At 69.5% G+C, this 21415-nt stretch carries 24 protein-coding genes; 12 read left to right on the forward strand and 12 right to left on the reverse strand.

The window, feature by feature from the left end; genetic code table 11:
• The first annotated feature begins 57 nt into the window (after positions 1-57).
• On the forward strand, positions 58-321 hold the full coding sequence (locus BGO15_RS03985; RefSeq protein WP_045248681.1) for a FeoB-associated Cys-rich membrane protein: 264 nt from the start codon (positions 58-60) through the stop codon (positions 319-321).
• Positions 322-335: 14 nt separating this feature from the next.
• Here BGO15_RS03985 and trhA read toward each other — a convergent pair whose 3' ends face one another.
• Positions 336-1046, reverse strand: a complete 711-nt coding sequence (gene trhA / locus BGO15_RS03990; RefSeq protein ID WP_056210092.1) for a PAQR family membrane homeostasis protein TrhA — start codon at positions 1044-1046, stop codon at positions 336-338.
• A gap of 80 nt (positions 1047-1126) precedes the next feature.
• Between trhA and BGO15_RS03995 the strand changes: the two genes are divergently transcribed.
• Together BGO15_RS03995 and phoH2 are read left to right on the forward strand one after the other, a co-directional pair.
• Positions 1127-1909 carry an isoprenyl transferase gene (locus BGO15_RS03995; protein WP_056210090.1) on the forward strand — a complete coding sequence of 261 codons (783 nt, stop codon included), beginning with the start codon at positions 1127-1129 and terminating at the stop codon, positions 1907-1909.
• Between the two features lie 212 nt (positions 1910-2121).
• Positions 2122-3477 carry an RNA 5'-3' helicase PhoH2 gene (phoH2, locus tag BGO15_RS04000; RefSeq protein WP_056519110.1) on the forward strand — a complete coding sequence of 452 codons (1356 nt, stop codon included), beginning with the start codon at positions 2122-2124 and terminating at the stop codon, positions 3475-3477.
• A gap of 272 nt (positions 3478-3749) precedes the next feature.
• Here phoH2 and BGO15_RS04005 read toward each other — a convergent pair whose 3' ends face one another.
• From BGO15_RS04005 to xseA, 7 genes are all read right to left on the reverse strand, one after another.
• Positions 3750-4409 (reverse strand): response regulator transcription factor, encoded by a 660-nt coding sequence (locus BGO15_RS04005; RefSeq protein WP_045248685.1) that lies wholly within the window; start codon positions 4407-4409, stop codon positions 3750-3752.
• A complete protein-coding gene (locus BGO15_RS04010) occupies positions 4406-5863 on the reverse strand; it encodes a sensor histidine kinase (RefSeq protein WP_235557413.1) in 1458 nt (485 codons plus the stop codon). Before BGO15_RS04010 ends, BGO15_RS04005 begins: the two co-directional genes overlap by 4 nt.
• Positions 5864-5932: 69 nt before the next feature.
• Positions 5933-7327, reverse strand: coding sequence for a class II fumarate hydratase (locus BGO15_RS04015; RefSeq protein ID WP_045248686.1), 1395 nt, complete (start codon positions 7325-7327; stop codon positions 5933-5935).
• Positions 7328-7359: 32 nt separating this feature from the next.
• A complete protein-coding gene (locus tag BGO15_RS04020) occupies positions 7360-7995 on the reverse strand; it encodes a carbonic anhydrase (protein ID WP_045248687.1) in 636 nt (211 codons plus the stop codon).
• Complete coding sequence (locus BGO15_RS04025; RefSeq protein WP_056210084.1) at positions 7992-8624, reverse strand: DUF4245 family protein; 633 nt, start codon at positions 8622-8624, stop codon at positions 7992-7994. The genes BGO15_RS04020 and BGO15_RS04025 overlap by 4 nt, the downstream gene beginning before the upstream one ends.
• On the reverse strand, positions 8624-8857 hold the full coding sequence (locus tag BGO15_RS04030; RefSeq protein WP_045248689.1) for an exodeoxyribonuclease VII small subunit: 234 nt from the start codon (positions 8855-8857) through the stop codon (positions 8624-8626). Before BGO15_RS04030 ends, BGO15_RS04025 begins: the two co-directional genes overlap by 1 nt.
• A 10-nt stretch (positions 8858-8867) precedes the next feature.
• The gene (gene xseA / locus BGO15_RS04035) at positions 8868-10166 is read right to left on the reverse strand and encodes an exodeoxyribonuclease VII large subunit (protein WP_045248690.1); all 1299 of its coding nucleotides are present in this window, start codon (positions 10164-10166) and stop codon (positions 8868-8870) included.
• Between the two features lie 73 nt (positions 10167-10239).
• Between xseA and BGO15_RS04040 the strand changes: the two genes are divergently transcribed.
• From BGO15_RS04040 to BGO15_RS04050, 3 genes are read left to right on the forward strand one after another with little or no spacing between them, the layout of a single operon-like run.
• A complete protein-coding gene (locus BGO15_RS04040; RefSeq protein WP_056210357.1) occupies positions 10240-11277 on the forward strand; it encodes a 4-hydroxy-3-methylbut-2-enyl diphosphate reductase in 1038 nt (345 codons plus the stop codon).
• The gene (locus BGO15_RS04045) at positions 11270-11866 is read left to right on the forward strand and encodes a DUF6264 family protein (protein ID WP_056210355.1); all 597 of its coding nucleotides are present in this window, start codon (positions 11270-11272) and stop codon (positions 11864-11866) included. The genes BGO15_RS04040 and BGO15_RS04045 overlap by 8 nt, the downstream gene beginning before the upstream one ends.
• Positions 11867-11877: 11 nt before the next feature.
• Entirely contained in the window at positions 11878-12450 is a 573-nt protein-coding gene (locus tag BGO15_RS04050; protein WP_156454749.1) for an MOSC domain-containing protein, read from the forward strand.
• Between the two features lie 146 nt (positions 12451-12596).
• Here the strand turns inward: BGO15_RS04050 and fbaA are convergent, their stop codons facing one another.
• On the reverse strand, positions 12597-13628 hold the full coding sequence (gene fbaA, locus BGO15_RS04055; RefSeq protein ID WP_045248692.1) for a class II fructose-bisphosphate aldolase: 1032 nt from the start codon (positions 13626-13628) through the stop codon (positions 12597-12599).
• Between the two features lie 158 nt (positions 13629-13786).
• Between fbaA and glpX the strand changes: the two genes are divergently transcribed.
• Together glpX and BGO15_RS04065 are read left to right on the forward strand one after the other, a co-directional pair.
• Positions 13787-14776 carry a class II fructose-bisphosphatase gene (gene glpX / locus BGO15_RS04060; RefSeq protein WP_045248693.1) on the forward strand — a complete coding sequence of 330 codons (990 nt, stop codon included), beginning with the start codon at positions 13787-13789 and terminating at the stop codon, positions 14774-14776.
• A gap of 111 nt (positions 14777-14887) precedes the next feature.
• Positions 14888-15109 carry a hypothetical protein gene (locus BGO15_RS04065; protein ID WP_045248694.1) on the forward strand — a complete coding sequence of 74 codons (222 nt, stop codon included), beginning with the start codon at positions 14888-14890 and terminating at the stop codon, positions 15107-15109.
• A 45-nt stretch (positions 15110-15154) separates the two neighbouring features.
• On the opposite strand, the gene BGO15_RS04070 is transcribed toward BGO15_RS04065, so the two are convergent.
• Positions 15155-16339, reverse strand: coding sequence for a DNA recombination protein RmuC (locus tag BGO15_RS04070; RefSeq protein ID WP_056210082.1), 1185 nt, complete (start codon positions 16337-16339; stop codon positions 15155-15157).
• Between the two features lie 31 nt (positions 16340-16370).
• Positions 16371-16958, reverse strand: coding sequence for an exonuclease domain-containing protein (locus BGO15_RS04075; protein ID WP_056210079.1), 588 nt, complete (start codon positions 16956-16958; stop codon positions 16371-16373).
• 102 nt (positions 16959-17060) lie between these two features.
• On the opposite strand from BGO15_RS04075, the gene BGO15_RS04080 reads away from it, so the two are divergent.
• The 4 genes from BGO15_RS04080 to BGO15_RS04095 are packed head-to-tail and all read left to right on the forward strand — an operon-like array spanning position 17061 to position 20011.
• Positions 17061-17813 carry a class I SAM-dependent methyltransferase gene (locus BGO15_RS04080; protein WP_056210077.1) on the forward strand — a complete coding sequence of 251 codons (753 nt, stop codon included), beginning with the start codon at positions 17061-17063 and terminating at the stop codon, positions 17811-17813.
• 7 nt (positions 17814-17820) lie between these two features.
• Positions 17821-18459, forward strand: coding sequence for a dihydrofolate reductase family protein (locus BGO15_RS04085; protein WP_056210076.1), 639 nt, complete (start codon positions 17821-17823; stop codon positions 18457-18459).
• An 11-nt stretch (positions 18460-18470) separates the two neighbouring features.
• Entirely contained in the window at positions 18471-19541 is a 1071-nt protein-coding gene (gene ychF, locus BGO15_RS04090; protein ID WP_056519107.1) for a redox-regulated ATPase YchF, read from the forward strand.
• 20 nt (positions 19542-19561) lie between these two features.
• A complete protein-coding gene (locus BGO15_RS04095) occupies positions 19562-20011 on the forward strand; it encodes a DUF4279 domain-containing protein (protein ID WP_156454748.1) in 450 nt (149 codons plus the stop codon).
• A 217-nt stretch (positions 20012-20228) separates the two neighbouring features.
• Here the strand turns inward: BGO15_RS04095 and BGO15_RS04100 are convergent, their stop codons facing one another.
• Positions 20229-21182 carry a tyrosine-type recombinase/integrase gene (locus BGO15_RS04100; protein ID WP_235557412.1) on the reverse strand — a complete coding sequence of 318 codons (954 nt, stop codon included), beginning with the start codon at positions 21180-21182 and terminating at the stop codon, positions 20229-20231.
• Positions 21183-21415: the final 233 nt, after the last annotated feature.

A 21415-nucleotide genomic window follows, 5' to 3' on the forward strand; every position in this document is an offset into this window, starting at 1 on the left:
TTCGTTGATTAGGCTGGTGCTTCAAGGCTATGCGCTCGCGCGCGGAACTGAGGACAGATGCACCCGGTGATCTGGTGGCTGGCGGCGACCGATACCCCCACCCCGACCCCCTCGCCGAGCGACGTCGACCCGATCCTCGTCACACCGGGACCGGCCGGATTCATCGTCGGCGGCGTTCTCGCCGTCGCCGTCTTCTTCCTCGTATGGGACATGCTGCGCCGCATCCGCCGCGGAAACTACCGCGCGCAGATCAACGAAGAACTCGACGCCGCAGAGGATGCCGCGGCATCCGGCGACGACGACGGGTCGCCCCGCGCCTGACGACGGCCGCCCGCTCAGGCGTTGAAGGCCGGACGGAGGCAGATGAGCAGGCTCGCCGCCCAGTGGCACAGGAACGCGAGCACGGTGCACACGTGGAAGATCTCGTGGAAGCCGAACGCCCCGGGCCACGGGTTCGGCCGCTTCAGCGCGTAGACGACGGCGCCGGCCGTATAGAGCAGCCCGCCGACGACGACCAGCACCATCATCGCGACGTTCGCCGCGACCAGATCGCCGATGTACATGACCGCCGCCCAGCCGAGCACTATGTAGAGCGCGACGTAGAGCCAGCGCGGCGCGTTGATCCAGAGCACGCGGAAGAGGATGCCGAGGAGCGCCCCACCCCACACCAGGGACAGCAGGAGCGTCGACTTCTGGGGAGGGAGGGCGAGGAGACCGAGCGGCGTGTACGTGCCCGCGATCAGCAGCAGGATGTTCGCGTGGTCGATGCGCTTGAGCGTCGCCTTGACGCGCGGTCCCCAGTTGAAGCGGTGGTACACGGCGGAGTTGCCGAACAGCAGCAGCGAAGTGGTCATGAAGATCGCCGCCGCCCACTTCGCGACGGTGCCGTCTGCGAGGCAGATGAGCACGATGCCGGCGGCGAGGGCCACGGGGAACGTGCCGGCGTGGATCCAGCCGCGCCAGGTGGGCTTGAGATCCGTGTGCGCGGCAACCGCTCCTGCCTCGAGGAGCGGGAGCTGAGGGACGTCTCGCGAAGAACGGCTCATCGGAACGAGACTACGGGCGTGCCCATGCCAGCCGTCGTACATGGGGTGAATACGCAGCAGAGCGATAGCGTAGGACGGTGATGTCGAGCCGAACGCAGGAGGGCCGCGGTCCGCTGTACCGCCTCTACATCAACAGTCTGCTGCGTCAGATCCCGCCTGCCCAGGTGCCGCGTCACGTCGCGATGATGATCGACGGCAACCGGCGGTGGGCGAGACAGCTCGGTTACGACTCGGCCGCACACGGGCATCGTGCCGGCGCGGCCAAGATGCGCGAGTTCCTGCGCTGGTGCGACGACGTGGGCGTCTCGGTGGCCTCGCTCTACCTGCTCTCTGTCGACAACCTCCGTAAACGGGACAGCGGAGAGCTCACCGACCTCATCGAGATCATCGGCCAGCTCGCCGACGATCTGTCCCATGAACGGGACTGGCGCGTGCAGCCCGTCGGTCGACTCGACCTCCTTCCCGACGAGCTGCAGCGCGTGCTGAGAGATGTCGCCTACCGCACCGCCGCGCACACGGGCATGCACGTCAACCTCGCGATCGGGTACGGCGGACGCGGCGAGATCGTCGACGCGGTGCGCAGCATCATCACCCAGCACGACGAGCGTGGCGGAACCCTCGAGGAGCTCGCCGCGAGCCTCACGCCCGAGCAGATCGCCGAGCATCTCTACACCGGAGGGCAGCCCGATCCCGACCTGGTCATCCGTACCTCGGGGGAGCAGCGCCTCAGCGACTTCCTGCTCTGGCAGAGCGCCCACAGCGAGTTCTACTTCGTGGAGGCGCTCGGCCCCGACCTGCGCGAGGTCGACTTCCTGCGCGCCATCCGCGACTTCGCCTCACGTGATCGCCGTTTCGGCGGCTGATCAGGTACTTCTCGCGCGTATCACGACGGACGCGGGCTGTTCACGAAGCGGTAACGCGAGACACGCCGCGTCGAATGCGGGTGATGCAGCCGTTGGTCGTAGGTTGTGCTCATCGGGCAAGGCGCCCGGTCGAGTCGGCCACCTGGATCGCGACTCGTGGCCCAACGGTCGACTCGCGAGTCACCGGGACACGTCCCGGGTCGGGAGCGGTTGTGACCACACGAGCACCACGCCAGCAGCAGCGAGTCACCGAGCACCAGAGCGCAGATCAGTTCACTGACCTGCGCTCTTATGTTTTGGACACCTCCGTCCTGCTGAGCGATCCACGCGCGTTCTTCCGGTTCGCGGAGCACTCCGTCGTGATCCCCGTCGTGGTGATCACCGAACTCGAAGGGAAGCGGCACGATCCCGAACTCGGCTACTTCGCCCGGCAGGCTCTTCGCCACCTCGACGAGTTGCGCGTCGAGCACGGCAGACTCGACTTCCCGGTCCCGGTCGGCGAGGGCGGAACGCTCCGCGTGGAGCTGAACAACACTGATCCGACGGTGCTCCCCTCGGGCCTGCGCCTGGGAGACAACGATTCGCGCATCCTCGCTGTCGCGCTGAACCTCATGTCCGAGGGTCACGACGTGACCGTGGTCTCCAAAGACCTCCCGATGCGCGTGAAGGCGTCCTCCCTCGGCATCATCGCCGAGGAGTACCTGGCCGAGCAGGCCGTGGACTCGGGCTGGACGGGGATCGCCTCGGTGAATCTCACGGGCGATGAGATGAGCGACCTCTACGAGACGGAGATCGCGGTGAGCGAGGATGCCGCAGGCCTCCCCGTCAACACCGGTCTCATCATCCACTCCGAGCGGGGCTCGGCACTCGGCCGGGTTTCGGGTGACGGCTCGTTCCGCCTCGTGCGTGGCGATCGCGATGTCTTCGGCCTCCACGGTCGCTCCGCCGAGCAGCGCATCGCGATCGACCTGCTCACCGACCCCGGCGTCGGCATCGTGTCCCTCGGTGGGCGCGCCGGCACCGGCAAGTCGGCGCTCGCCCTCTGCGCGGGTCTCGAGGCAGTGCTCGAACGGCAGCAGCAGCGCAAGATCATCGTGTTCCGGCCGCTGTTCGCGGTCGGTGGCCAGGAGCTCGGCTACCTTCCCGGTGACCAGGCCGAGAAGATGAACCCCTGGAGTCAGGCGGTGTTCGACACGCTGGGCTCGGTGGTCTCTTCCAACGTGCTCGAGGAGGTCACCGAGCGCGGCATCCTCGAGGTCCTCCCGCTCACCCACATCCGCGGTCGCTCGCTGCACGACGCGTTCGTGATCGTCGACGAGGCGCAGTCGCTCGAGCGCAACGTGCTTCTGACCGTGCTCAGCCGCATGGGGCAGAACTCCCGCGTCGTGCTCACCCACGACGTCGCCCAGCGTGACAATCTGCGCGTCGGACGGCACGACGGCGTGGCCTCGGTGATCGAGACGCTCAAGGGGCACGAGCTGTTCGGTCACGTCACGCTCCAGCGCAGCGAGCGGTCGGCGATCGCGGCCCTCGTGACCGATCTGCTCGAGGCCGGCGAACTGTCCTGAGGCATCTCGAGCGCCCCCCTGAAAGATGAGAACACTCTCATCTGGAAAGGGGGGCGTTCGGCGCCTGGACGCGTCAGGATGGATGCAGCGGCGACGAGGTTCGCCTGCCGCATCGGATCGGCTCCCCCCACCCCCCCCATGTCGATCCGGTGGATAACTGAGTGATCGCGACGGACCCCCCGGTTGTCGCGACCGAGGATCGGACGGTTCGGGTTCCGAGTCTCCTCGTCAGCCCCCGGTGCCCCCACACCGGGGGCTTCTCTCATGAGGGGTCAGTCCCACCGATAGCCGGCTCCGCGCACCGTCGTGATGCGATCGGCGCCGAGCTTGCTGCGGAGGTAACGAACGTAGACATCGACCACGTTCGAGCCGGGATCGAAGTCGAGACCCCAGACCTTGCTCAGCAGATACTCGCGGCTCAGCACCTGGCCGGGGTGCCGGAGGAACTGCTCGGCGAGCGCGAACTCCCGCGCTGACAGATCGAACTCCCGTCCGTCGACGGCGGCCCGTCGGGTCATGACGTCGAGGGCGACCTCCCCGCGCACGATCGTCACGGGCGTCGTGGGCGTGGTGTTCTCGCGCAACCGAGAGCGCACCCGAGCCAGCAGCTCCTCGAACGTGAAGGGCTTCGCGACGTAGTCGTTCGCGCCGGCATCCAGCCCATCCACCGTGTCGCGTGTCGACGTGCGGGCGGTCAGCATGATGATCGGCACGGAGGAGCCCTGCCCGCGCACCTGACGCAGGACCTCGAAGCCGTCGATGCCGGGGAGTCCGACGTCGAGGAGGACGAGATCGATGTCGGGGGAGAGCGCACGTTCCGCGCCGTCGAAGCCGTTGTCCACGATCTCCGTCTCGTAGCCGGCGGTCTCCAATCCCCGCTGCACGAAGGTCGCGATACGGGGTTCGTCTTCGACGATGAGGATGCGGGTCATTCGGAGGCCTTCCGCTGGTGCAGCACGTCTTCGGCGCGCACCGGAGTCGGCAGCGCGGGGGCACTGCGGTGCAGGGGGAGTTCGATCGTGAGCGTGGCGCCGCCGCCCGGCGTCTCCGTCACGACGCAGGAACCGCCGTGAGCCCGGGCGATCGCGTCGACGATCGCGAGGCCCAGGCCCGAACCGTTCACGCCGCGCCCCGCCTGCGCCCTGTCGAACCGTCGGAACACGCGCCGCCGGTCCGCGGGTGCGATGCCGGGTCCGTGATCGCGCACCCACAGCCGAGCGACGTCGTCCACGACCGCGCTGCCGATCTCGATCGTGCTGCCCGCGGGTGCGTACTTCGCCGCATTGTCGGCCAGCTGCAGCCATGCCTGGCGCAGACGCGCGTCGTCGCCCACGACGACGCCCGAGCCTCGGTCGGTGACGACCCAGAGATGATCGGGGATGGCCGTGACGAGCCCGCCGACCCGAAGGGTCAGATCGAACACGTCGATGTCCTGGCGCTGGAACTGGTCGCTGTCCTCCGCGGACGCGAGGAGGTCGATGTCATCGACGAGCTGGGTCATGCGGTCGAGCTCGGACAGGCCGAGCTGACGGACGCCCTCGACATCGACGGGGTCGCGCGGATTCATCATCTCGAGATGGCCGCGCATGATCGTCAGGGGTGTCTTCAGTTCGTGCCTGACGTCGTCGAGCAGTTGCCGCTGGGTGTCGACGGAGGCCTCGAGACGGTCGAACATAGAATTCACCGTGCGCGTGAAGTCGGCGATCTCGTCATCGCCGTCGGTCTCGACCCGGTCGCCGAAGTGGCCGAGTGTCACGGCTTCCGCGGTCTCCTGGAGTCGACGCAACGGTGCGAGCAGTCGTCCGGTCAGGAACCAGCTCATGAGCGCGACGGCGGCGAGCACTGCGACTCCGGCGATCGCGTAGCTGATCACCGAGGCGCGGAACGGCAGCAGCTCGGCGTCGAGCCCGACGATCCGCACGTAGGCGCCGGTGCGCCCGTCGCCCGGCACCGAGACCGGCTGCACGATGTAGCGCACGGTGCCGGCATCGGCGGTCGTGACCGTGCCCAGCACGGTGTGCCCGTCGGCACCCGGTTGGGCGAGGGCGGCGGAGACGATCTCCTTCTCGTCGCCCTCACCGAACTCCGTGCCGGCGGCCGGAAACACAGCCGCCTGTCCGTCGACGATGCCGAAGACCGCCTCGTTGGGCACCGGCAGGAAGCCGGTCACGACCGACTCGAGGTACGCGGACACCGACGTAGCCGTGGCCGGTGACGGCAGGCTCTTCACCTTCTCGGTGAGCTTCGCGTCGATGCTCGCGAGCGTGCGCTCGTACTGCAGGAAGAAGCTGATGGCGCCGGTCAGCAGCAGTCCGAGCGTCGTGACGGCCACGAGAGCGCTGAGGATCCGCATGCGCGCGGACGTGACTCGCCGTGACTGCTCCACGCTCCGATTATGGCGCGACCCGCCTGCGGCCCCTCGGAAGAGGCCACAGGCGGGTCGGATGCCGCGGGGTCAGCCGGCGTGCGTCATCGAGAGCAGGTCGAGCTTCTCGTCGAGCTGCTCGAGGGTGATCTCGCCGCGCTCGACGTAGCCGAGGTCGATGACCGCCTCGCGCACCGTGATGCCCTTCTTGACCGAGTGCTTCGCGATCTTGGCGGCGGCCTCGTAGCCGATCACCTTGTTGAGGGGCGTGACGATCGACGGCGACATGCCGGCGAACGCGGCGGCACGCTCGAGGTTCGCCTCGAGGCCGTCCACCGTCTTGTCGGCGAGAACGCGGGTCGCGTTCGCGAGCAGACGGATCGACTCGAGCAGCGCCGTGCCCATGACCGGGATCGCGACGTTCAGCTCGAACGCGCCGGATGCCCCGGCCCACGCGACCGTCGCGTCGTTGCCGATGACCCGCGCGGCGACCATGAGTGTCGCCTCGGGGATGACGGGGTTGACCTTGCCGGGCATGATCGAGGAGCCGGGCTGAAGGTCGGGGATGTGCAGCTCGCCGAGGCCCGTGTTCGGGCCGGAGCCCATCCACCGCAGGTCGTTGTTGATCTTGGTGAGCGACACCGCGATGGTGCGCAGGGCGCCGGATGCCTCGACGAGGCCGTCTCGCGCGCCCTGGGCCTCGAAGTGGTCTTCGGCCTCGGTGATCGGCAGGCCGGTCTCGGCGGCGAGCAGGGCGATGACCTTCTGTGGGAAGCCGAGCGGGGTGTTGATGCCGGTGCCGACGGCCGTGCCGCCGAGGGGCACCTCGCTCACGCGGGGGAGCACGGCATCGATGCGCTCGATGCCGAGACGCACCTGGCGTGCGTAGCCGCCGAATTCCTGCCCGAGGGTGACGGGCGTGGCATCCATCAGGTGGGTGCGGCCCGACTTGACGGCGTCCTTCCAGAGCACGGCCTTCTTCTCCAGTGCCACCGCGAGGTGGTCGAGGGAGGGCTGCAGGTGCTCGATGAGCGCCTGCGTGACGGCGATGTGCACGGAGGTGGGGAACACGTCGTTCGACGACTGCGAGGCGTTGACGTGATCGTTCGGGTGCACGGGGGAGCCGAGTCGCGCCGTCGCGAGGGTGGCCAGCACCTCGTTCATGTTCATGTTCGACGAGGTGCCGGAGCCGGTCTGGTAGGTGTCGACGGGGAACTGGTCGTCGTGGGCGCCGGTGATGACGTCGTCGGCCGCCGCGGCGATCGCGTCGGCGATTCCCGCGTCGAGGGTGCCGAGCTCCTTGTTCGCGAGCGCGGCCGCCTTCTTGATGCGGGCGAGGGCGGCGATCTGCGCGGACTCGAGGCCGGTTCCCGAGATCGGGAAGTTCTCGACGGCGCGCTGCGTCTGTGCGCCGTAGAGCGCCGCGATGGGTACGCGCACCTCCCCCATGGTGTCGTGCTCGATGCGGTACTCGGTCTCGGTCACAGCGTTGTCCCTTCCCAGTGCGGTGTGTGCGGTCAGTTCGTCTCGCCGCCGACGACCACGACGGGCACGGCGGTTCCTTCGGCGAGACGGTAGTTGGCGCCGACGATCGCGAGAGTGCCGGCGGCGACGGCGGTGGAGATGAGCTCGGAGGACTGCAGCAGCGCGTGCACGGTGTTGCGCAGGTGCTCTCGGCCGACGTGCTCGGGGTCGGCGTGCGCGGCCGGAACGTGCTCGGCGCGCATCACTGTGCGCACGGCCGGCACGATGGGCGCGATCTGGTGCCAGATGTGCGTCGGCAGCTCCGGGGCGTCCTCGCCGGTGGAGTCGATCGCGGCCTGCACGGCGCCGCAGGCGTCGTGGGCGAGCACGACGATGAGGGGAACGTTGAGCGCGGCGACCGCGTACTCGAGGCTGCCGACGACGGAGTCGGAGATCACCTGGCCGGCATTGCGCACGACGAACAGGTCGCCGAGCCCTTCGTCGAAGATGATCTCCGCCGCGAGGCGCGAGTCGGCGCAGCCGAAGAGGGCGGCCCGCGGGCGCTGCGCGGCGGCGAGCTCGTGGCGGCGCTCGACATCTTGACGCGGATGCTGCGGCGCGCCCGTCACGAAGCGGGCGTTGCCCTCGAGCATCTGGTTCCAGATGGTGAGCGGAGCGGTGTCGGTCATTGCGCGGCTTCCCGGAGTGTGCGGATCTGTGCAGTGAGGTTCTGTGCGAGCTCGGCGGTCTGCGCCGCGGTCGCAGTGCCGTAGAGGAGGATCGTGTCCTTGCCCGCCGATGTCGCGAGCGCGTACGACACGTTCCCGGCCTTGCTCGGATCGGAGATGTCGTATCGCGTCCAGTCGATGCCGTCGATCGCGAGCGTTCCGTCGGAGGCGGCGCCCGACAGGGTGCGCACCACCCATCCCGAGTCGGCGTCGAACCCCTGGGCGGCACGCAGGTAGCCGGCGGAGTCCGGCACGTAGACGATCGTCCACGCGCTGACGCTGTCGCCCTCGACCTGAGCCTGGTTCACCGCCCAGCCGGTGGGGGTGGCGGGTGCGATGACCGCACGGTTCATGCTGGCCGAGAGGCTCTGCGCGAGGGCGGCCACGTCGGGCGCGGGCGTCGCGGCGAGCTGTCCGCGGGGCACGGCGAGCACGACGACCACGACGATCGCCATCGTGGCGAGCAGGGCGGCGAGGAGGTTCCGGAACGTCTTGCTCGACCGGTAGGCCCGCGACGACTCGGCCTTGCGGTCGGCGGTCTCCTGCGGGGTCTCGGGGCGGCCGAGCTCGGCGACGATGCGCTCGGTCATCAGCTCTCGTCGCCTTCGGCGGTGGACCGTGCCGCGTCGAGGCGCCGCTTGGCCCCGCGCAGCCACTCTTCGCAGCGGGCGGCGAGCGCCTCGCCGCGTTCCCACAATGCGAGGGAGTGCTCGAGAGTGGGGGCGCCCTGTTCGAGCTCCGCGACCACCCGCACCAGTTCGTCGCGCGCCTGCTCGAACGAGAGTTCGGCGACGTCAGACGGGCGCGCGTCCGAGTCGGTCATGCCCACCATCCTAATCTCCGGCGGTCGCCGCCGACGGCCCCTCGGCGAGCTCGCCCTCGCTGCGCGCGGCGAGCGAGCCGCGTCCGACGGTGACGACCAGGGCGCTCCCCGTGGGGGCGTCGGCGGCGTCGCGCAGCACGCGCCCGTCGGGGTGGTAGGCGATCGCGTAGCCGCGCGCGAGTGTCGCGCCGGGGGAGAGCGCGCGCAGCGCGGCGCGCAGTTCCGCGCTCTGGCGAGCCGCGGCATCCCATCGTCTGTCGACGGTGTCGCGACCGCGCGCGGTCAGCAGCACGAGCTCGTGCACCCGCGGGTCGAGCAGGGCGTCGGGCGTGCGGAGGACGGGACGCGAGCGCAGCTGCTCGAGCTGGGCGATGTCGTGCTGCACGCGCTGGGTCAGCCGCAGCGTCGCGCGGGCGCGCAGCTGCTGCACGATGGCGCGCTGCTCGCCGACGTCGGGCACGACGCGCTTGGCGGCATCCGTCGGCGTCGAGGCGCGCAGGTCCGCGACATCGTCGAGGATCGGATGATCGTTCTCGTGCCCGATCGCACTGACGACGGGGGTGGATGCCGCGGCCACCGCGCGCACGAGGCGTTCGTCGCTGAATCCCAGAAGGTGCAGCGGGTCGCCGCCGCCGCGGGCGATGACGATGACGTCGACGTCCGGGTCGGCGTCGAGCAGCTCCAGGGCGGCGACGATCTCGCCGACGCTGCGCTCGCCCTGCACCGCTGCGTGCTCGACGCGGAACCGCACGCCCGGCCAGCGCAGCTCGGCGTTGCGGAGCACGTCCTTCTCGGCGTCGGAGCGCTCGCCGGTGATGAGGCCGATGCGCTGGGGCAGGAACGGCAGCGGCCGCTTGCGGGACGCGTCGAACAATCCCTCGGCGTAGAGGGCGGCGCGCAGGCGCTCGATCCGCTCGAACTGGTCACCGAGACCGAGCGGATGCATCGCCGAGACGATGACGCTGAAGTCACCCGACTTGACGAAGTAGTCCGCCTTCACCGACGCGACGACGTGGTCGCCGACCTTCAGATCGTCGGCGAGACGGCTGCGGACGCTTCCCCAGATGCGGAACGCGATGCTGGCGTCGGAGTCGGGATCGGTCAGACGTCCGTACACGTTGCCGGCCCGCAGGTTCCAGGAGGTGATCTCGCCCTCGACCCAGACCGACCCCCAGGCCGACACGAAGTCGCGGATGGTCTGGTTGAAGCGCCCGACGGAGGTCGGGGCATCCTTCGTGGCATCCCTCGGGTGCACGGACGCCGGCGGAGGGGTCTCGCCGGGGGCGAGCTCGGGCTCGAACCTGGCCATGCGATCCTCCCGCGCCCTCCCAGGCGTCGATCATTAGACTCGACGGGTGACCTCCGCCGCCGTCTCCCTGCCTGTGCCCCGTGTTCCGGGCCGTCGCGGGCGCCTTCAGGATAACCCGGTCGACGGCGTCAAGAAGGTGCTGCTCGCCGCCCCGCGCGGCTACTGCGCGGGTGTCGACCGCGCCGTCGTGGCCGTCGAGAAGGCGCTCGAGCGGTTCGGCGCCCCGGTCTACGTGCGCAAGCAGATCGTGCACAACATCCATGTCGTGCGCGAGCTCGAGAGCAAGGGGGCGATCTTCGTCGACGAGGTCGACGCGGTGCCCGAGGGGGCGCACGTCGTCTTCAGCGCGCACGGTGTGTCGCCCGCCGTGGTGAACGCGGCATCCGATCGCGGTCTCGTCGCGATCGACGCGACATGCCCGCTGGTCACCAAGGTGCACCGCGAGGCGGTGCGGTTCGCACGCGACGACTTCGAGATCCTGCTGATCGGCCACACCGGTCACGAGGAGGTCGAGGGGACCGCCGGCGAGGCGCCCGACCACGTGACGATCGTGAACTCGCCCGCCGACGCCGCCGCCGTCGAGGTGCGCGACCCGTCGAAGGTCGTGTGGCTGTCGCAGACGACGCTGTCGGTCGACGAGACGATGGAGACCGTGCGGCGTCTGCGCGAGCGCTTCCCCGAGCTGCAGGATCCGCCGTCGGACGACATCTGCTACGCCACCCAGAACCGCCAGGTCGCCATCAAGAAGGTCGCGCAGGGCGCGGACCTCGTGATCGTCGTCGGATCGGCCAATTCGTCGAACAGCGTGCGGCTGGTCGAGGTCGCCCTCGAGCACGGCGCGAAGGCGGCGTACCGCGTCGACTACGCGTCGGAGGTGCAGCAGGAGTGGCTCGACGGCGTCGCGACCGTCGGGGTGACCAGCGGGGCATCCGTTCCCGAGGTGCTCGTGCAGGAGGTGCTCGACGAGTTGTCGGGCGCCGGCTACTCCGACGTCGAAGAGGTGCGTACGGCCGAGGAGGACCTGCTGTTCTCGCTGCCGAAGGAACTGCGTCAGGATGCCACGGGTCGCCGCGACGCCCGGGCACTGGGAGGGCGATCCGGCCGTGAGTGACCCGCAGGAGTCCCCCGAGGAGCGCCCGCGCCCGCAGTTCGGCGAGTACGCGACGCCCGAGGAACAGCGCGCCCGCATCCGTCAGCCCTCCGTCACCGACCACCTGTCGGACGGCATCGCGCCGCCGCCGCCGCCGGCCGCGCCTCCCGTCCTTCCGCCCCCGGCGCCGGTCAGCGGCGCGGCGGTGCGGCGGCCTCGACTCATCGACCGCGTCGCGACCTTCGTGCTGCTCGGCTACGGGCTGGTCACCGTGCTGAGCGCCATTCCGCAGTTCGTCGACTTCACCGGTTTCGTCAGTACGCTCTCGCAGGTCATGGGTCTTCGATCGGACCTTCCGGTGCCCGCGTCGGGTCGCGCCTGGGGCATCGCCGCCGCCGTCGTGCTCGGGGTCGGTTGGCTCGCCACGTTCGTGCTCTCCTGGGCCGTGACACGTTCGGGGCGCCTCGCCTTCTGGATCCCGCTCGTCGCGGGAGCCGTGATCAACATCCTCGCGTCGTTCCTGGTCGTCGTGCCGCTGCTGTCGGACCCGGCCTTCCTCACCGCCATCCAGAGCGTCGGCGTCATCGCGCCGAGTCCGACCGCCACCTGAGGGAGACCGCCATGCCTCGCGTCATCGCCGTCTGCGTCGTGCACGACCTGCGTCCCGATGCGGGCACGGTGGGCGTGACGGCGATCGACAAGCGGCCCGTCGAGGGCCCCGTGAAGGTGGGTCCCTACGGCGTCTACGCCGATGTGCAGGCGGATCGCAAGCATCACGGCGGCCTCGACCAGGCCGTCTACGTCTACGCCGAAGAAGACGCGCGGTTCTGGGAGGGCGAGCTCGGCCGAGAGCTCGCGCCCGGCTTCTTCGGGGAGAACCTGCGGGTCGAGGGGCTGGATGTCAACGCCGCGCGTGTCGGCGAGGTCTGGCGCATCGGCGCGACCCTCGAAGTACAGGTGACGTCGCCGCGCAAGCCCTGCCAGACATTCGCGCGGTGGGTCGGCGGTGACGACGAGCGCGGCTGGGTCAAGCGATTCACCCGCGAGGGGCGTCTCGGCCCCTACCTGCGCGTGCTCACGCCGGGCGAGATCGCGGCCGGAGATGAGATCACGGTGCTGTCGGTGCCGGATGATGCCCCCACCGTGATCGACGGGGTGCCGGGCGTCGCGCGGGCCGCGGCATCCGCTCTCTGACGGCCGGTCGCTCCGCGGTCACCCGGCTCGGCGCCGGAGCGTGACGCACCCCGGCGATGGGCAGGGCTGCGTGCACCGTCGACGGGGGAGCCGGAGACGCGACGACGCCCCGCCCACCGAAGTGAGCGGGGCGTCGCGGGATCGTGTCAGGCGCCGAGCGACTTGCCCGCCGAACCGAGCTGCTGCGTGGCCTCGACGACGCGCACGGCCATCGCCGACTCGGCGACCTTGCCCCAGGCGCGCGGGTCGTAGGCCTTCTTGTTGCCCACCTCGCCGTCGAGCTTGAGCACGCCGTCGTAGTTGGAGAACATGTAGCCGGCGATCGAGCGGGTGAACGCGTACTGCGTGTCGGTGTCGATGTTCATCTTCACGACGCCGTTCGCGACCGCGAGCGCGATCTCCTCGGGGGTCGAGCCCGAGCCGCCGTGGAAGACGAGGTCGAGCGGCTTGGGGCCGGTGCCGAACTTCTCGGCGATGCCGGCCTGGATCTCGCCGAGGAGCTCCGGGCGCAGCTTGACGTTGCCGGGCTTGTAGACGCCGTGCACGTTGCCGAAGGTCAGGGCCGAGATGTAGCGGCCCTTCTCGCCGAGCCCGAGGGCCTCGACGGCCTTGGTGACGTCACCCACGGTCGTGTAGAGCGCGTCGTTGGTGCCCTCGTGCTTGACGCCGTCCTCTTCGCCGCCGACGACGCCGACCTCGATCTCGAGGATGGCGTGGATGTTCTTGAGGCGGGGGAGGAGTTCGGCGGCGATGTCGATGTTCTCGTCGAGGGGCACCGCGGAGCCGTCCCACATGTGGGACTGGAAGATCGGGTTGCGACCGGCGCGCACCTCTTCCTCGGACGCCTCGAGAAGGGGCAGCACGAAGCCGGGGAGCGCGTCCTTCGGGCAGTGGTCGGTGTGCAGGGCGACGGTGATGTCGTAGTTCTTGGCGACCTCGGTGACGTACTTGGCGAAGGCCAGTGCGCCGGTGGCGCGGGCCTTGACGGTCTGGCCGGCGAAGTAGTCGGCGCCACCGGTGGTCACCTGGAGGATGCCGTCGGAGCCCGCCTCGGCGAGGCCCTGGAGGACGGCGTTGATCGTCTGCGAGCTCGACACGTTGATCGCGGGGTACGCGAAGCCGCCGGCCTTCGCGCGGTCGAGCATGTCGGCGTACTGATCAGGGGTGGCGACGGGCATGGGGGCTCCTTGAGTGAGGCGTCGTTTCCATGCGCAACTCTAGCGAAGGGGCCCGGATGCCGCGGCTCCGCCGCCGTGCGAAAGAAGCGGCGATCTTTCGGGGCTCAAGCGCCGAAAACGGCGGGGTTCGACACACTTCGATCGATAGGCTGGCGTCCATGGTGAGTCTGACCGCGGACATGAGCCCGCTGCATCCCGATCGAAACCTGGCTCTCGAGCTCGTCCGTGCCACCGAGGCCGCCGCCATCCGGTCGGTGCCGTTCATCGGCCGCGGGGCGAAGGAAGCGGCCGACGGTGCCGCCGTCGACGCGATGCGCGCGTTCCTCGGCACCGTCAACTTCGACGGCGTCATCGTCATCGGCGAGGGCGAGAAGGACAACGCCCCCATGCTCTTCAACGGCGAGCACGTCGGCACCGGTCGCGGCCCGCAGTGCGATGTCGCCGTCGATCCCATCGACGGCACGTCGCTGACGGCCGCGGGACGCAACAACGCGCTGTCGGTCATCGCCGTGTCCGACCGCGGCGCGATGCTCGACGCGTCGAGCGTGTTCTACATGGACAAGCTCGTCACGGGCCCTGCCGGCGTCGGCGTCGTCGACATCCGCCTGCCCATCGGCGAGAACATCCGCCGCCTCGCGAAGGCGACCGGCAAGCCGGTGGAGGAGATCGTCGTCTCGGTGCTGCACCGCGATCGTCACGAGCGTCTCATCGAGGAGATCCGCGAGGCCGGTGCGGGCACCCGCCTCATGTCGGACGGCGACGTCGCCGGCGGCATCAACGCGGCGCGGCACAACGCACGCACCGACATCTGCGTGGGTGTGGGCGGCAGCCCCGAGGGCATCGTCACGGCCTGTGCGATCAAGGCGCTCGGCGGCCACATCCAGGGGCGCCTCTGGCCCCGCAACGACGACGAGAAGCAGCGCGGTCTCGACGCCGGGCTCAAGTTCGACGATTTCGTCTACGAGGCCGACGACCTGGTCAAGGGAAACAACACGATCTTCGTGGCGACCGGAGTCACCGACGGCCAGCTCGTCGGCGGTGTGCGTCGCGAGGGCGACCACATCTACACCGAGAGCGTCGTGCTGCGCGGCGCATCGGGAACCCTCCGCCGCATCTCCTCGGAGCACCTCACCTCGAAGTGGCTCTGACGGTCCTCGACGACGTTTGCCACGGCGACACGACCCGGTGCGTCGGCGGCGGTCTGGCAGAATGAGACCGTCGCCCGCGCACGCGGGCGGGCTTGCGTGAAGGGACAGAGGATGTCGGCACCCACCGGTTCCACTCCCGATTCCGCGACTCCGCAGACAGGTGCGATGAAGGTCGTCGCCGCCGCGGTCGACCCGGCGCGACGGCCGGACGTGCTGCTGCGCAAGCGGCGCCCCGAGGGCGAGCAGATGAGTGCGTGGTGGCCCATCGGCGCATTCGTCGTGATCTCGGCGATCGTGATCGCGCTCATGAACTTCGTGCCCGGCGGAGCCTGAGCCACTCGTCGCCAGCTGCTCGGACGGTCGCTTCGGCGGGCGCCGTCAGTCGTCGATCGCCGCGAGCAGTTCAGGTGCGGTGAGCCGACGCGGCGACTTCTCGATCGGTGCCGGTGCGATGACGGCGTCGCGCTTGGTCTCGTCGATCCCGGGGAACCTGCGCGCTGTCACGAGCACCCGCGACTCGAGCGAACCGGCGAAACCGTTGTAGGCGTCGACAGTGCGCTCGAGGGCTCGGCGGAGCGAGTCGGCGTGCCCGGCGAGACCGCCGAGCCGCTCGTAGAGCTGCGATCCCAGGTCGAACAGGGTGCGTGCCTCGGCGGAGACCTCCTGCTGCGTCCAGGTGAAGGCGACCGTCTTCAGCACCGCCCACAGGTTCACGGGCGACGCGAGCGCGACCCGTCTGGTGAACGCGTAGTCGAGCAGGGCGGGGTCTTCATCGAGGGCCGAGGCCAGCAGAGACTCGCTCGGCAGGAAACAGATGACGAACTCGGGGCTCGCGTCGAGGCCCGCCCAATATGCCTTCTTCGCCAGGGCGTCGATGTGGGCGCGCACCGCGCGGGCGTGCCGCGTCATGAGCGTGCGGCGGCGTTCGCCGTCGTCGCCGGTCGCGGTCAGCGCGATCACGGATGCCTCGAGGTAGGCGTCGAGCGGAACCTTCGCGTCGAGGGCGAGGGCCTTGCCGCCGGGAAGGCGCACTACCATGTCGGGACGGCCCGCACCGGCATCCGAGGACAGCGAACTCTGCAGGTCGAAGTCGACGTGGCGGGTGAGGCCCGCTGCCTCGACGACGCGACGCAGCTGCGTCTCGCCCCAGACGCCGCGTGTGGCGCCCGAGCGCAGCGCGCTCGCGAGCGACTCGGTCGTCGCGCGCAGCGCCTCATCCGATTCCTGTGCGCGGCGCAGCTGCTCGGCCAGGGAGCCGTATTGCGTCTGACGCTCCCGCTCGAGCTCGTCGACCCGGCGCCGCATCACGTGCAGCGTCTCGCTGACCGGCGCGAGCGCGCGCAGCACCGACTGGTCACGGCGCTCGCGATCGTCGCGCGTCTCGAGCTCGGCGCGCGCGTGTGCGAGCTCCTCCCGCGCCGCCGCGGTGGCGGCCTCCGCCGCTGCCACCCGCGCCCGCTGGTCGCTCTGGGCGCGGGCATGCCGGGCGGATGCCACGGCCCACGCGACGACCGCGCCGATCACGGCGGCGACGATCGCGATCACGACGGTGGCGACATCCATGGTCACAGTGTGGGGGAGGGTGCCGACATCGTCAGGCGGCGACGGCGGCGGGCTCGGCGAGGGTGCCGATGCGCACGCCCGCGAGCGCGGCGAGCTCGTCGATGTCACCGGCGCCGAGGCGTCGGGCGGCGTCGACCATGATGTGCGCGCAGGCCGCGGCATCCGCTGTCGCATCGTGGTGGGGGAACGGGCCGAACCCGGTCGCGTCGGCGACCGCCGGCAGACGGTACGACGGCAGGTCGTAGACGCGGCGCGCGACCTGCACGCTGCAGGCGTAGCGGGCCGGAGGGCACGCGTCACCGGTGGCCTCGCAGGCGCGCCGGATGACCGCCATGTCGAAGCCCGCGTTGTGGGCGACGAGCACGTCGTCGCCCGTGAAGCGCGCGAGAGCGGGCAGCTGCTCGGTCCAGGTCGGCGCGCTCTCGACATCGTCGGGGTGGATGCCGTGGATGCCCACGTTGATCTCGAAGAACCGGTCGTGGCCGGCGGGCGGGCGGATCAGCCAGCCCGCGGTCTCGACGATGCGTCCGTTGCGCACGCGTGCGAGCCCGACGGCGCACGCCGACGCACTGGAGGAGTTCGCCGTCTCGAAGTCGATCGCGGTGAAGTCCAAGGCCACGCTCCTACCGTGCGCCCGCGCGCCGGGACGTCCGGTGCGCCACGCCGACGACGGGCGGATGTCGCGCTGCGGCCGTCGTGCCCCCGGCGTAGGGTCGCAGACATGGCAGGCAGAGACCAGATGTCGACCTCGTTCGGTGCGGTGGCGGGGACCTATGAGGCCGGGCGACCCGACTATCCGTGGGAGGCGGTCGGGTGGATGCTCGAGCCCGCGCTCGACGGCGACCGCCCGCTGCGCGTCGCCGACGTCGGCGCTGGCACCGGGAAGCTCACCCGCGTCGTCGCGGCCGGTCGCGCCGAGGTCGTCGCGATCGACCCCGATCCGGCGATGCTCGCGCAGCTGCGCGACACCGTCCCCGGGGTTCCCACGTTCGTCGGCACCGCCGAGCAGCTGCCGCTGCCCGAGGCATCCGTCGACGCCGTCGTCCTGGGGCAGGCCTGGCACTGGGTCGACGTCGCGCCCGCCTCGGCCGAGATCGGTCGGGTGCTGCGCTCCGGAGGTGTGCTCGGACTGGTGTGGAACCTGCGCGACGATCGCGACCCGTGGGTACGTCGCATGACCGAGGTGATGCACGGCTCGAACGCCGAGAACATGATGGATGCCGGCGGCCCCAGGGTCGAGGCGCCGTTCGACGGTCTCGAATCCGAGGTGTGGGACTGGGCTCGGCCGATGACCGCCGAGCAGCTGTGGGCGATGATGCGCTCGCGCAGCTACATCATCACTGCCAGCCCGGCCGATCGCGGGGCCATCGAGGAGCGCTTCGCCGCGGTGCTCGCCGAGCGTCCCGAGCTCGCCGCGGGCGGCACCATCGACCTTCCGTACCGCACGCACGCGTTCCGCGCGCGACGGCCGTGAGCGCACGATGACCGGCCGCCCTCTCACCGTCTGCAACTTCGTGACCGTCGACGGGCGCTACGAGGACGACACGCACGACATCGCCTCGTTCTTCGCGCACCAGCACCCCGACTACGCGGGCGCCGACACGTTCGACCATTACACGACCGCGCTCATGCGGGCCAGCGACACCCTGCTGCTCGCGGGACGGCGGTCGGCGCTGCAGAACCTCGCGTACTGGCGGTCGGTCGAATCGGATGCCGCCGCCACCGCGATCCGGCGGGAGTTCGCCGCGCTCATCCGTACGATCGAGGTGGTCATCGTCTCCGACACCGTGTCCGAGGCGGACCTCGCCGATCATCCGCAGGCGCGGGTGGTGCGTCGGGCCGAGGCCCGTGCGGAGGTTGCCGCACTGAAGCGACGGGACGGGCGCGGCATCCTCGTGCTGCTGTCGCGGCTGCTGTGGAACGACCTGATGCACGCCGGTCTCGTCGACGAGCTGCACCTCGTCACCTTCCCGCTCATCGCGGGCACCGGCGTGCCGCTGTTCGATGCCAAGCCGGCCGTCGCGCTGAAGCTGCTCGAGACCCGCACGTGGACCGGAAGCGGCAACGTGCTCATGCGCTGGCGGGTCGATGCCGCCGAGTCGCGGCATCCGCGCCCGTAGACTGAACTCCCGTGGCTCTCACCATCGGAATCGTCGGACTCCCGAACGTCGGCAAGTCGACCCTCTTCAACGCCCTGACCAAGAACCAGGTTCTCGCCGCGAACTACCCGTTCGCGACGATCGAGCCGAACGTCGGCGTGGTGAACCTGCCCGACGTGCGCCTGCAGCAGCTCGCGGATGTGTTCCACAGCGAGCGGCTCGTGCCCGCCTCGGTGTCGTTCGTCGACATCGCCGGCATCGTGCGCGGCGCGAGCGAAGGGGAGGGGCTCGGCAACCAGTTCCTCGCGAACATCCGCGAGGCCGACGCCATCGCGCAGGTCGTGCGCGGCTTCGCCGACGCCGACGTGGTGCACGTCGACGGAAAGGTCGACCCGCAGGCCGACCTCGAGACGATCGGTGCCGAGCTGATGCTCGCCGACCTGCAGACCCTCGAGAAGGCGATCCCGCGCATCGAGAAGGAGGTCAAGGGCAAGAAGACCGATCCCGGTGTTCTCGATGCCGCGACCGCCGCGAAGGACGCCCTCGAGCGCGGCGTGCTGCTGTCGGCATCCGCACTCGACCTCGCGCCCATCAAGGAACTCGGGCTGCTCACCGCCAAGCCCTTCATCTTCGTCTTCAACGTCGACGAGTCGGTGCTGACGGATGCCGCACGTCTCGCCGAGCTCGCAGCCCTCGTCGCCCCCGCGAAGGCGGTGTTCCTCGACGCGAAGATCGAGTCCGAGCTCATCGACCTCGACCCCGAGGATGCCGCTGAGCTGCTGGCCTCCACCGGTCAGAGCGAGTCGGGTCTCGACCAGCTCGCGCGCGTCGGCTTCGACACGCTCGGGCTGCAGACCTACCTGACCGCGGGCCCGAAGGAGGCCCGCGCGTGGACGATCGGCAAGGGCTGGAAGGCCCCGCAGGCCGCCGGAGTGATCCACACCGACTTCGAGAAGGGCTTCATCAAGGCCGAGGTGATCTCGTTCCAGGACCTGCTCGACGCGGGGTCGGTCGTCGAGGCGCGCTCGCGCGGCAAGGCCCGCCTCGAGGGCAAGGAATACGTCATGCAGGACGGCGACGTCGTCGAATTCCGTCACAGTTAGGCATTTGGCGAAAGGGCAGGATGATCCGCTACAACCGCTCGACAATGTCGATCTACAGCGACGTGCGGACTGCGGCCGAGATCACGTCCGTTCTCGGCCTCGAACCGCACGACAGCCACGACATCGGCGAGCCGACGAAGGCTGCGCTGCGAGGCATGGATCTGAAGCCAGGAGCCATGTCCTATCAGCAAGCCCACTGGTCACTCAGCGCTGATGATGCTCTTGTCGATCCTGAGGACGAGACAGGCTTTGCATCGCTGAGGGTTCTCGTCGACTCTTTTCGAGATCGCGCAGAGGCACTCGCTGCGCTGCGCGCGGACTGCGAGACGATCATTTGGTGGTCGGGTGATTCGGATAGTTCTCAGGGAGGCTTCGTCATCCCCGCCGATCTCCTTGCCGATTTGGCGCGCCTGGGTTGCGACCTTTACGGAACCGCTTTCTTGGATGACGACGACGATGACGATGCCTAGCGGCGACGTGGTGGAGTTCCGCTTCAACAACTGAATGGGCCGTTTTGCCGCGGAATTACGCGGAATTTGGCGAATCAGTCCGCACAGACTCCGCAAAAGTCCGCAGAACACTTTCGACGAGAGTGCTCGTCGCGGCCCGTGTGCGGTCGTCGGCGGTGGGCCACAAATGGCTGTACGTGTTGAGCGTTGTGGTCGCTTTCGCGTGCCCGAGAGCGCGCTACACGGTGACGACATCGCGCCCCGCGGCGATCAATCCCGAGGCGTAGAAGTGCCGGAGATCGTGTAGCCGCACGCCTTCGATACCAGCACGCTGAAGCGTGGTCTTCCACCAATAGTGGATCGTGTTCTGGTGCGGTGGTTCGTTGTTCCTGCCGTAGAAGATCCACCGGTCGGCGCCGAACGTCTTCCAGGTGGCGATGTGCTCGCTCAGCAGGTTCAAGAGTTCGTCGGGCGCCGGGATGTCGCGCTCGGAGCCGTACTTGGGCGGGCGCAGATCGACGAGGCCGCCGGGCTTGCGTTGCACCTGCCGCCGCACGCGGATCTGGCGGTGCAGAAAGTCGACGTCGGGGAGCTGCATCGCCGCAGCCTCGCCGAGACGTAGCCCCGCGAACGCGCAGAATGCGATGAAGGGCCGGAACCACTCCTCGGCGGCGCTCATGATCTCCGCGACCTCTTCCGGCGTGGGGATCCGCATGGCCATGTCGGCCTTCCGCATGCGGGGGAGTGTCACCCCGAGTGACGGGTCCGTGGCGGTCAGCCGGTCGCGGACGGCCGCGCGGAGTACCGCGCGGATGTTGTTGACGCGTATCTTGATCGTTCCGGGTGCGTAGCCGCCGGCGTGCATCTGCTTCACCCACGCCTCGACCTGAGATCGGCGGATGCTGCGCAACTCCACCTCGCGGAACGCGCACTTCGCGACCGTGAGCTTCATCGCGACGGTGGTCGTCGGCGCCCACACCTGTCGTTGCGACCAGTCGGCGAAGTACGAGGCCAGCGAGATCGCACCGGCCTTCGGATCGACGTACATGCCGGTGACCACTTGCGAGGTGACCTCATCGAGCCACCGCTGAGCGTCGCGCTTCGTGCGGAAGTGTCGTGAATGCTCGCGGCGCATCTCGTCCCGGTAGCGCGCTCGCCAGGTGCCGTTGGGACGTTGCTTGATGCTCGCCATCGCTCACCTCCGAGGCCACCATTGTCGCTCAGTGGGTCGTCGACCTGCCAGAGCCGACCCCGCTCCGGTGCCGCGTTGGAGATCGAGCGCGCCGAACCGCTTGCGTATCAAAGGGCGTTGCGGTTGCCGGTGGCGTGGAGCGATATCCCTTCGAGATGGTGAGCCGCCCCCTTCATTCGGTCCGGACGTTCTGTGAGTCGTCGGTTTCCATTTGATGGGTGCACTGTCGAGCG

It is taken from the genome of Microbacterium sp. 71-23, assembly GCF_001897265.1.
Classification (GTDB): domain Bacteria; phylum Actinomycetota; class Actinomycetes; order Actinomycetales; family Microbacteriaceae; genus Microbacterium; species Microbacterium ginsengisoli.

Bases quoted from the DNA above. Each gene is read 5' to 3' on its own strand.
- BGO15_RS03985 (WP_045248681.1), top strand. From the start codon at position 58: ATGCACCCGGTGATCTGGTGGCTGGCGGCGACCGATACCCCCACCCCG.
- trhA (WP_056210092.1), bottom strand. From the start codon at position 1,046: ATGAGCCGTTCTTCGCGAGACGTCCCTCAGCTCCCGCTCCTCGAGGCA.
- BGO15_RS03995 (WP_056210090.1), top strand. From the start codon at position 1,127: ATGTCGAGCCGAACGCAGGAGGGCCGCGGTCCGCTGTACCGCCTCTAC.
- BGO15_RS04005 (WP_045248685.1), bottom strand. From the start codon at position 4,409: ATGACCCGCATCCTCATCGTCGAAGACGAACCCCGTATCGCGACCTTC.
- BGO15_RS04020 (WP_045248687.1), bottom strand. From the start codon at position 7,995: ATGACCGACACCGCTCCGCTCACCATCTGGAACCAGATGCTCGAGGGC.
- BGO15_RS04025 (WP_056210084.1), bottom strand. From the start codon at position 8,624: ATGACCGAGCGCATCGTCGCCGAGCTCGGCCGCCCCGAGACCCCGCAG.
- BGO15_RS04030 (WP_045248689.1), bottom strand. From the start codon at position 8,857: ATGACCGACTCGGACGCGCGCCCGTCTGACGTCGCCGAACTCTCGTTC.
- xseA (WP_045248690.1), bottom strand. From the start codon at position 10,166: ATGGCCAGGTTCGAGCCCGAGCTCGCCCCCGGCGAGACCCCTCCGCCG.
- BGO15_RS04050 (WP_156454749.1), top strand. From the start codon at position 11,878: ATGCCTCGCGTCATCGCCGTCTGCGTCGTGCACGACCTGCGTCCCGAT.
- fbaA (WP_045248692.1), bottom strand. From the start codon at position 13,628: ATGCCCGTCGCCACCCCTGATCAGTACGCCGACATGCTCGACCGCGCG.
- glpX (WP_045248693.1), top strand. From the start codon at position 13,787: ATGGTGAGTCTGACCGCGGACATGAGCCCGCTGCATCCCGATCGAAAC.
- BGO15_RS04065 (WP_045248694.1), top strand. From the start codon at position 14,888: ATGTCGGCACCCACCGGTTCCACTCCCGATTCCGCGACTCCGCAGACA.
- BGO15_RS04070 (WP_056210082.1), bottom strand. From the start codon at position 16,339: ATGGATGTCGCCACCGTCGTGATCGCGATCGTCGCCGCCGTGATCGGC.
- BGO15_RS04080 (WP_056210077.1), top strand. From the start codon at position 17,061: ATGGCAGGCAGAGACCAGATGTCGACCTCGTTCGGTGCGGTGGCGGGG.
- BGO15_RS04085 (WP_056210076.1), top strand. From the start codon at position 17,821: ATGACCGGCCGCCCTCTCACCGTCTGCAACTTCGTGACCGTCGACGGG.
- BGO15_RS04095 (WP_156454748.1), top strand. From the start codon at position 19,562: ATGATCCGCTACAACCGCTCGACAATGTCGATCTACAGCGACGTGCGG.
- BGO15_RS04100 (WP_235557412.1), bottom strand. From the start codon at position 21,182: ATGGCGAGCATCAAGCAACGTCCCAACGGCACCTGGCGAGCGCGCTAC.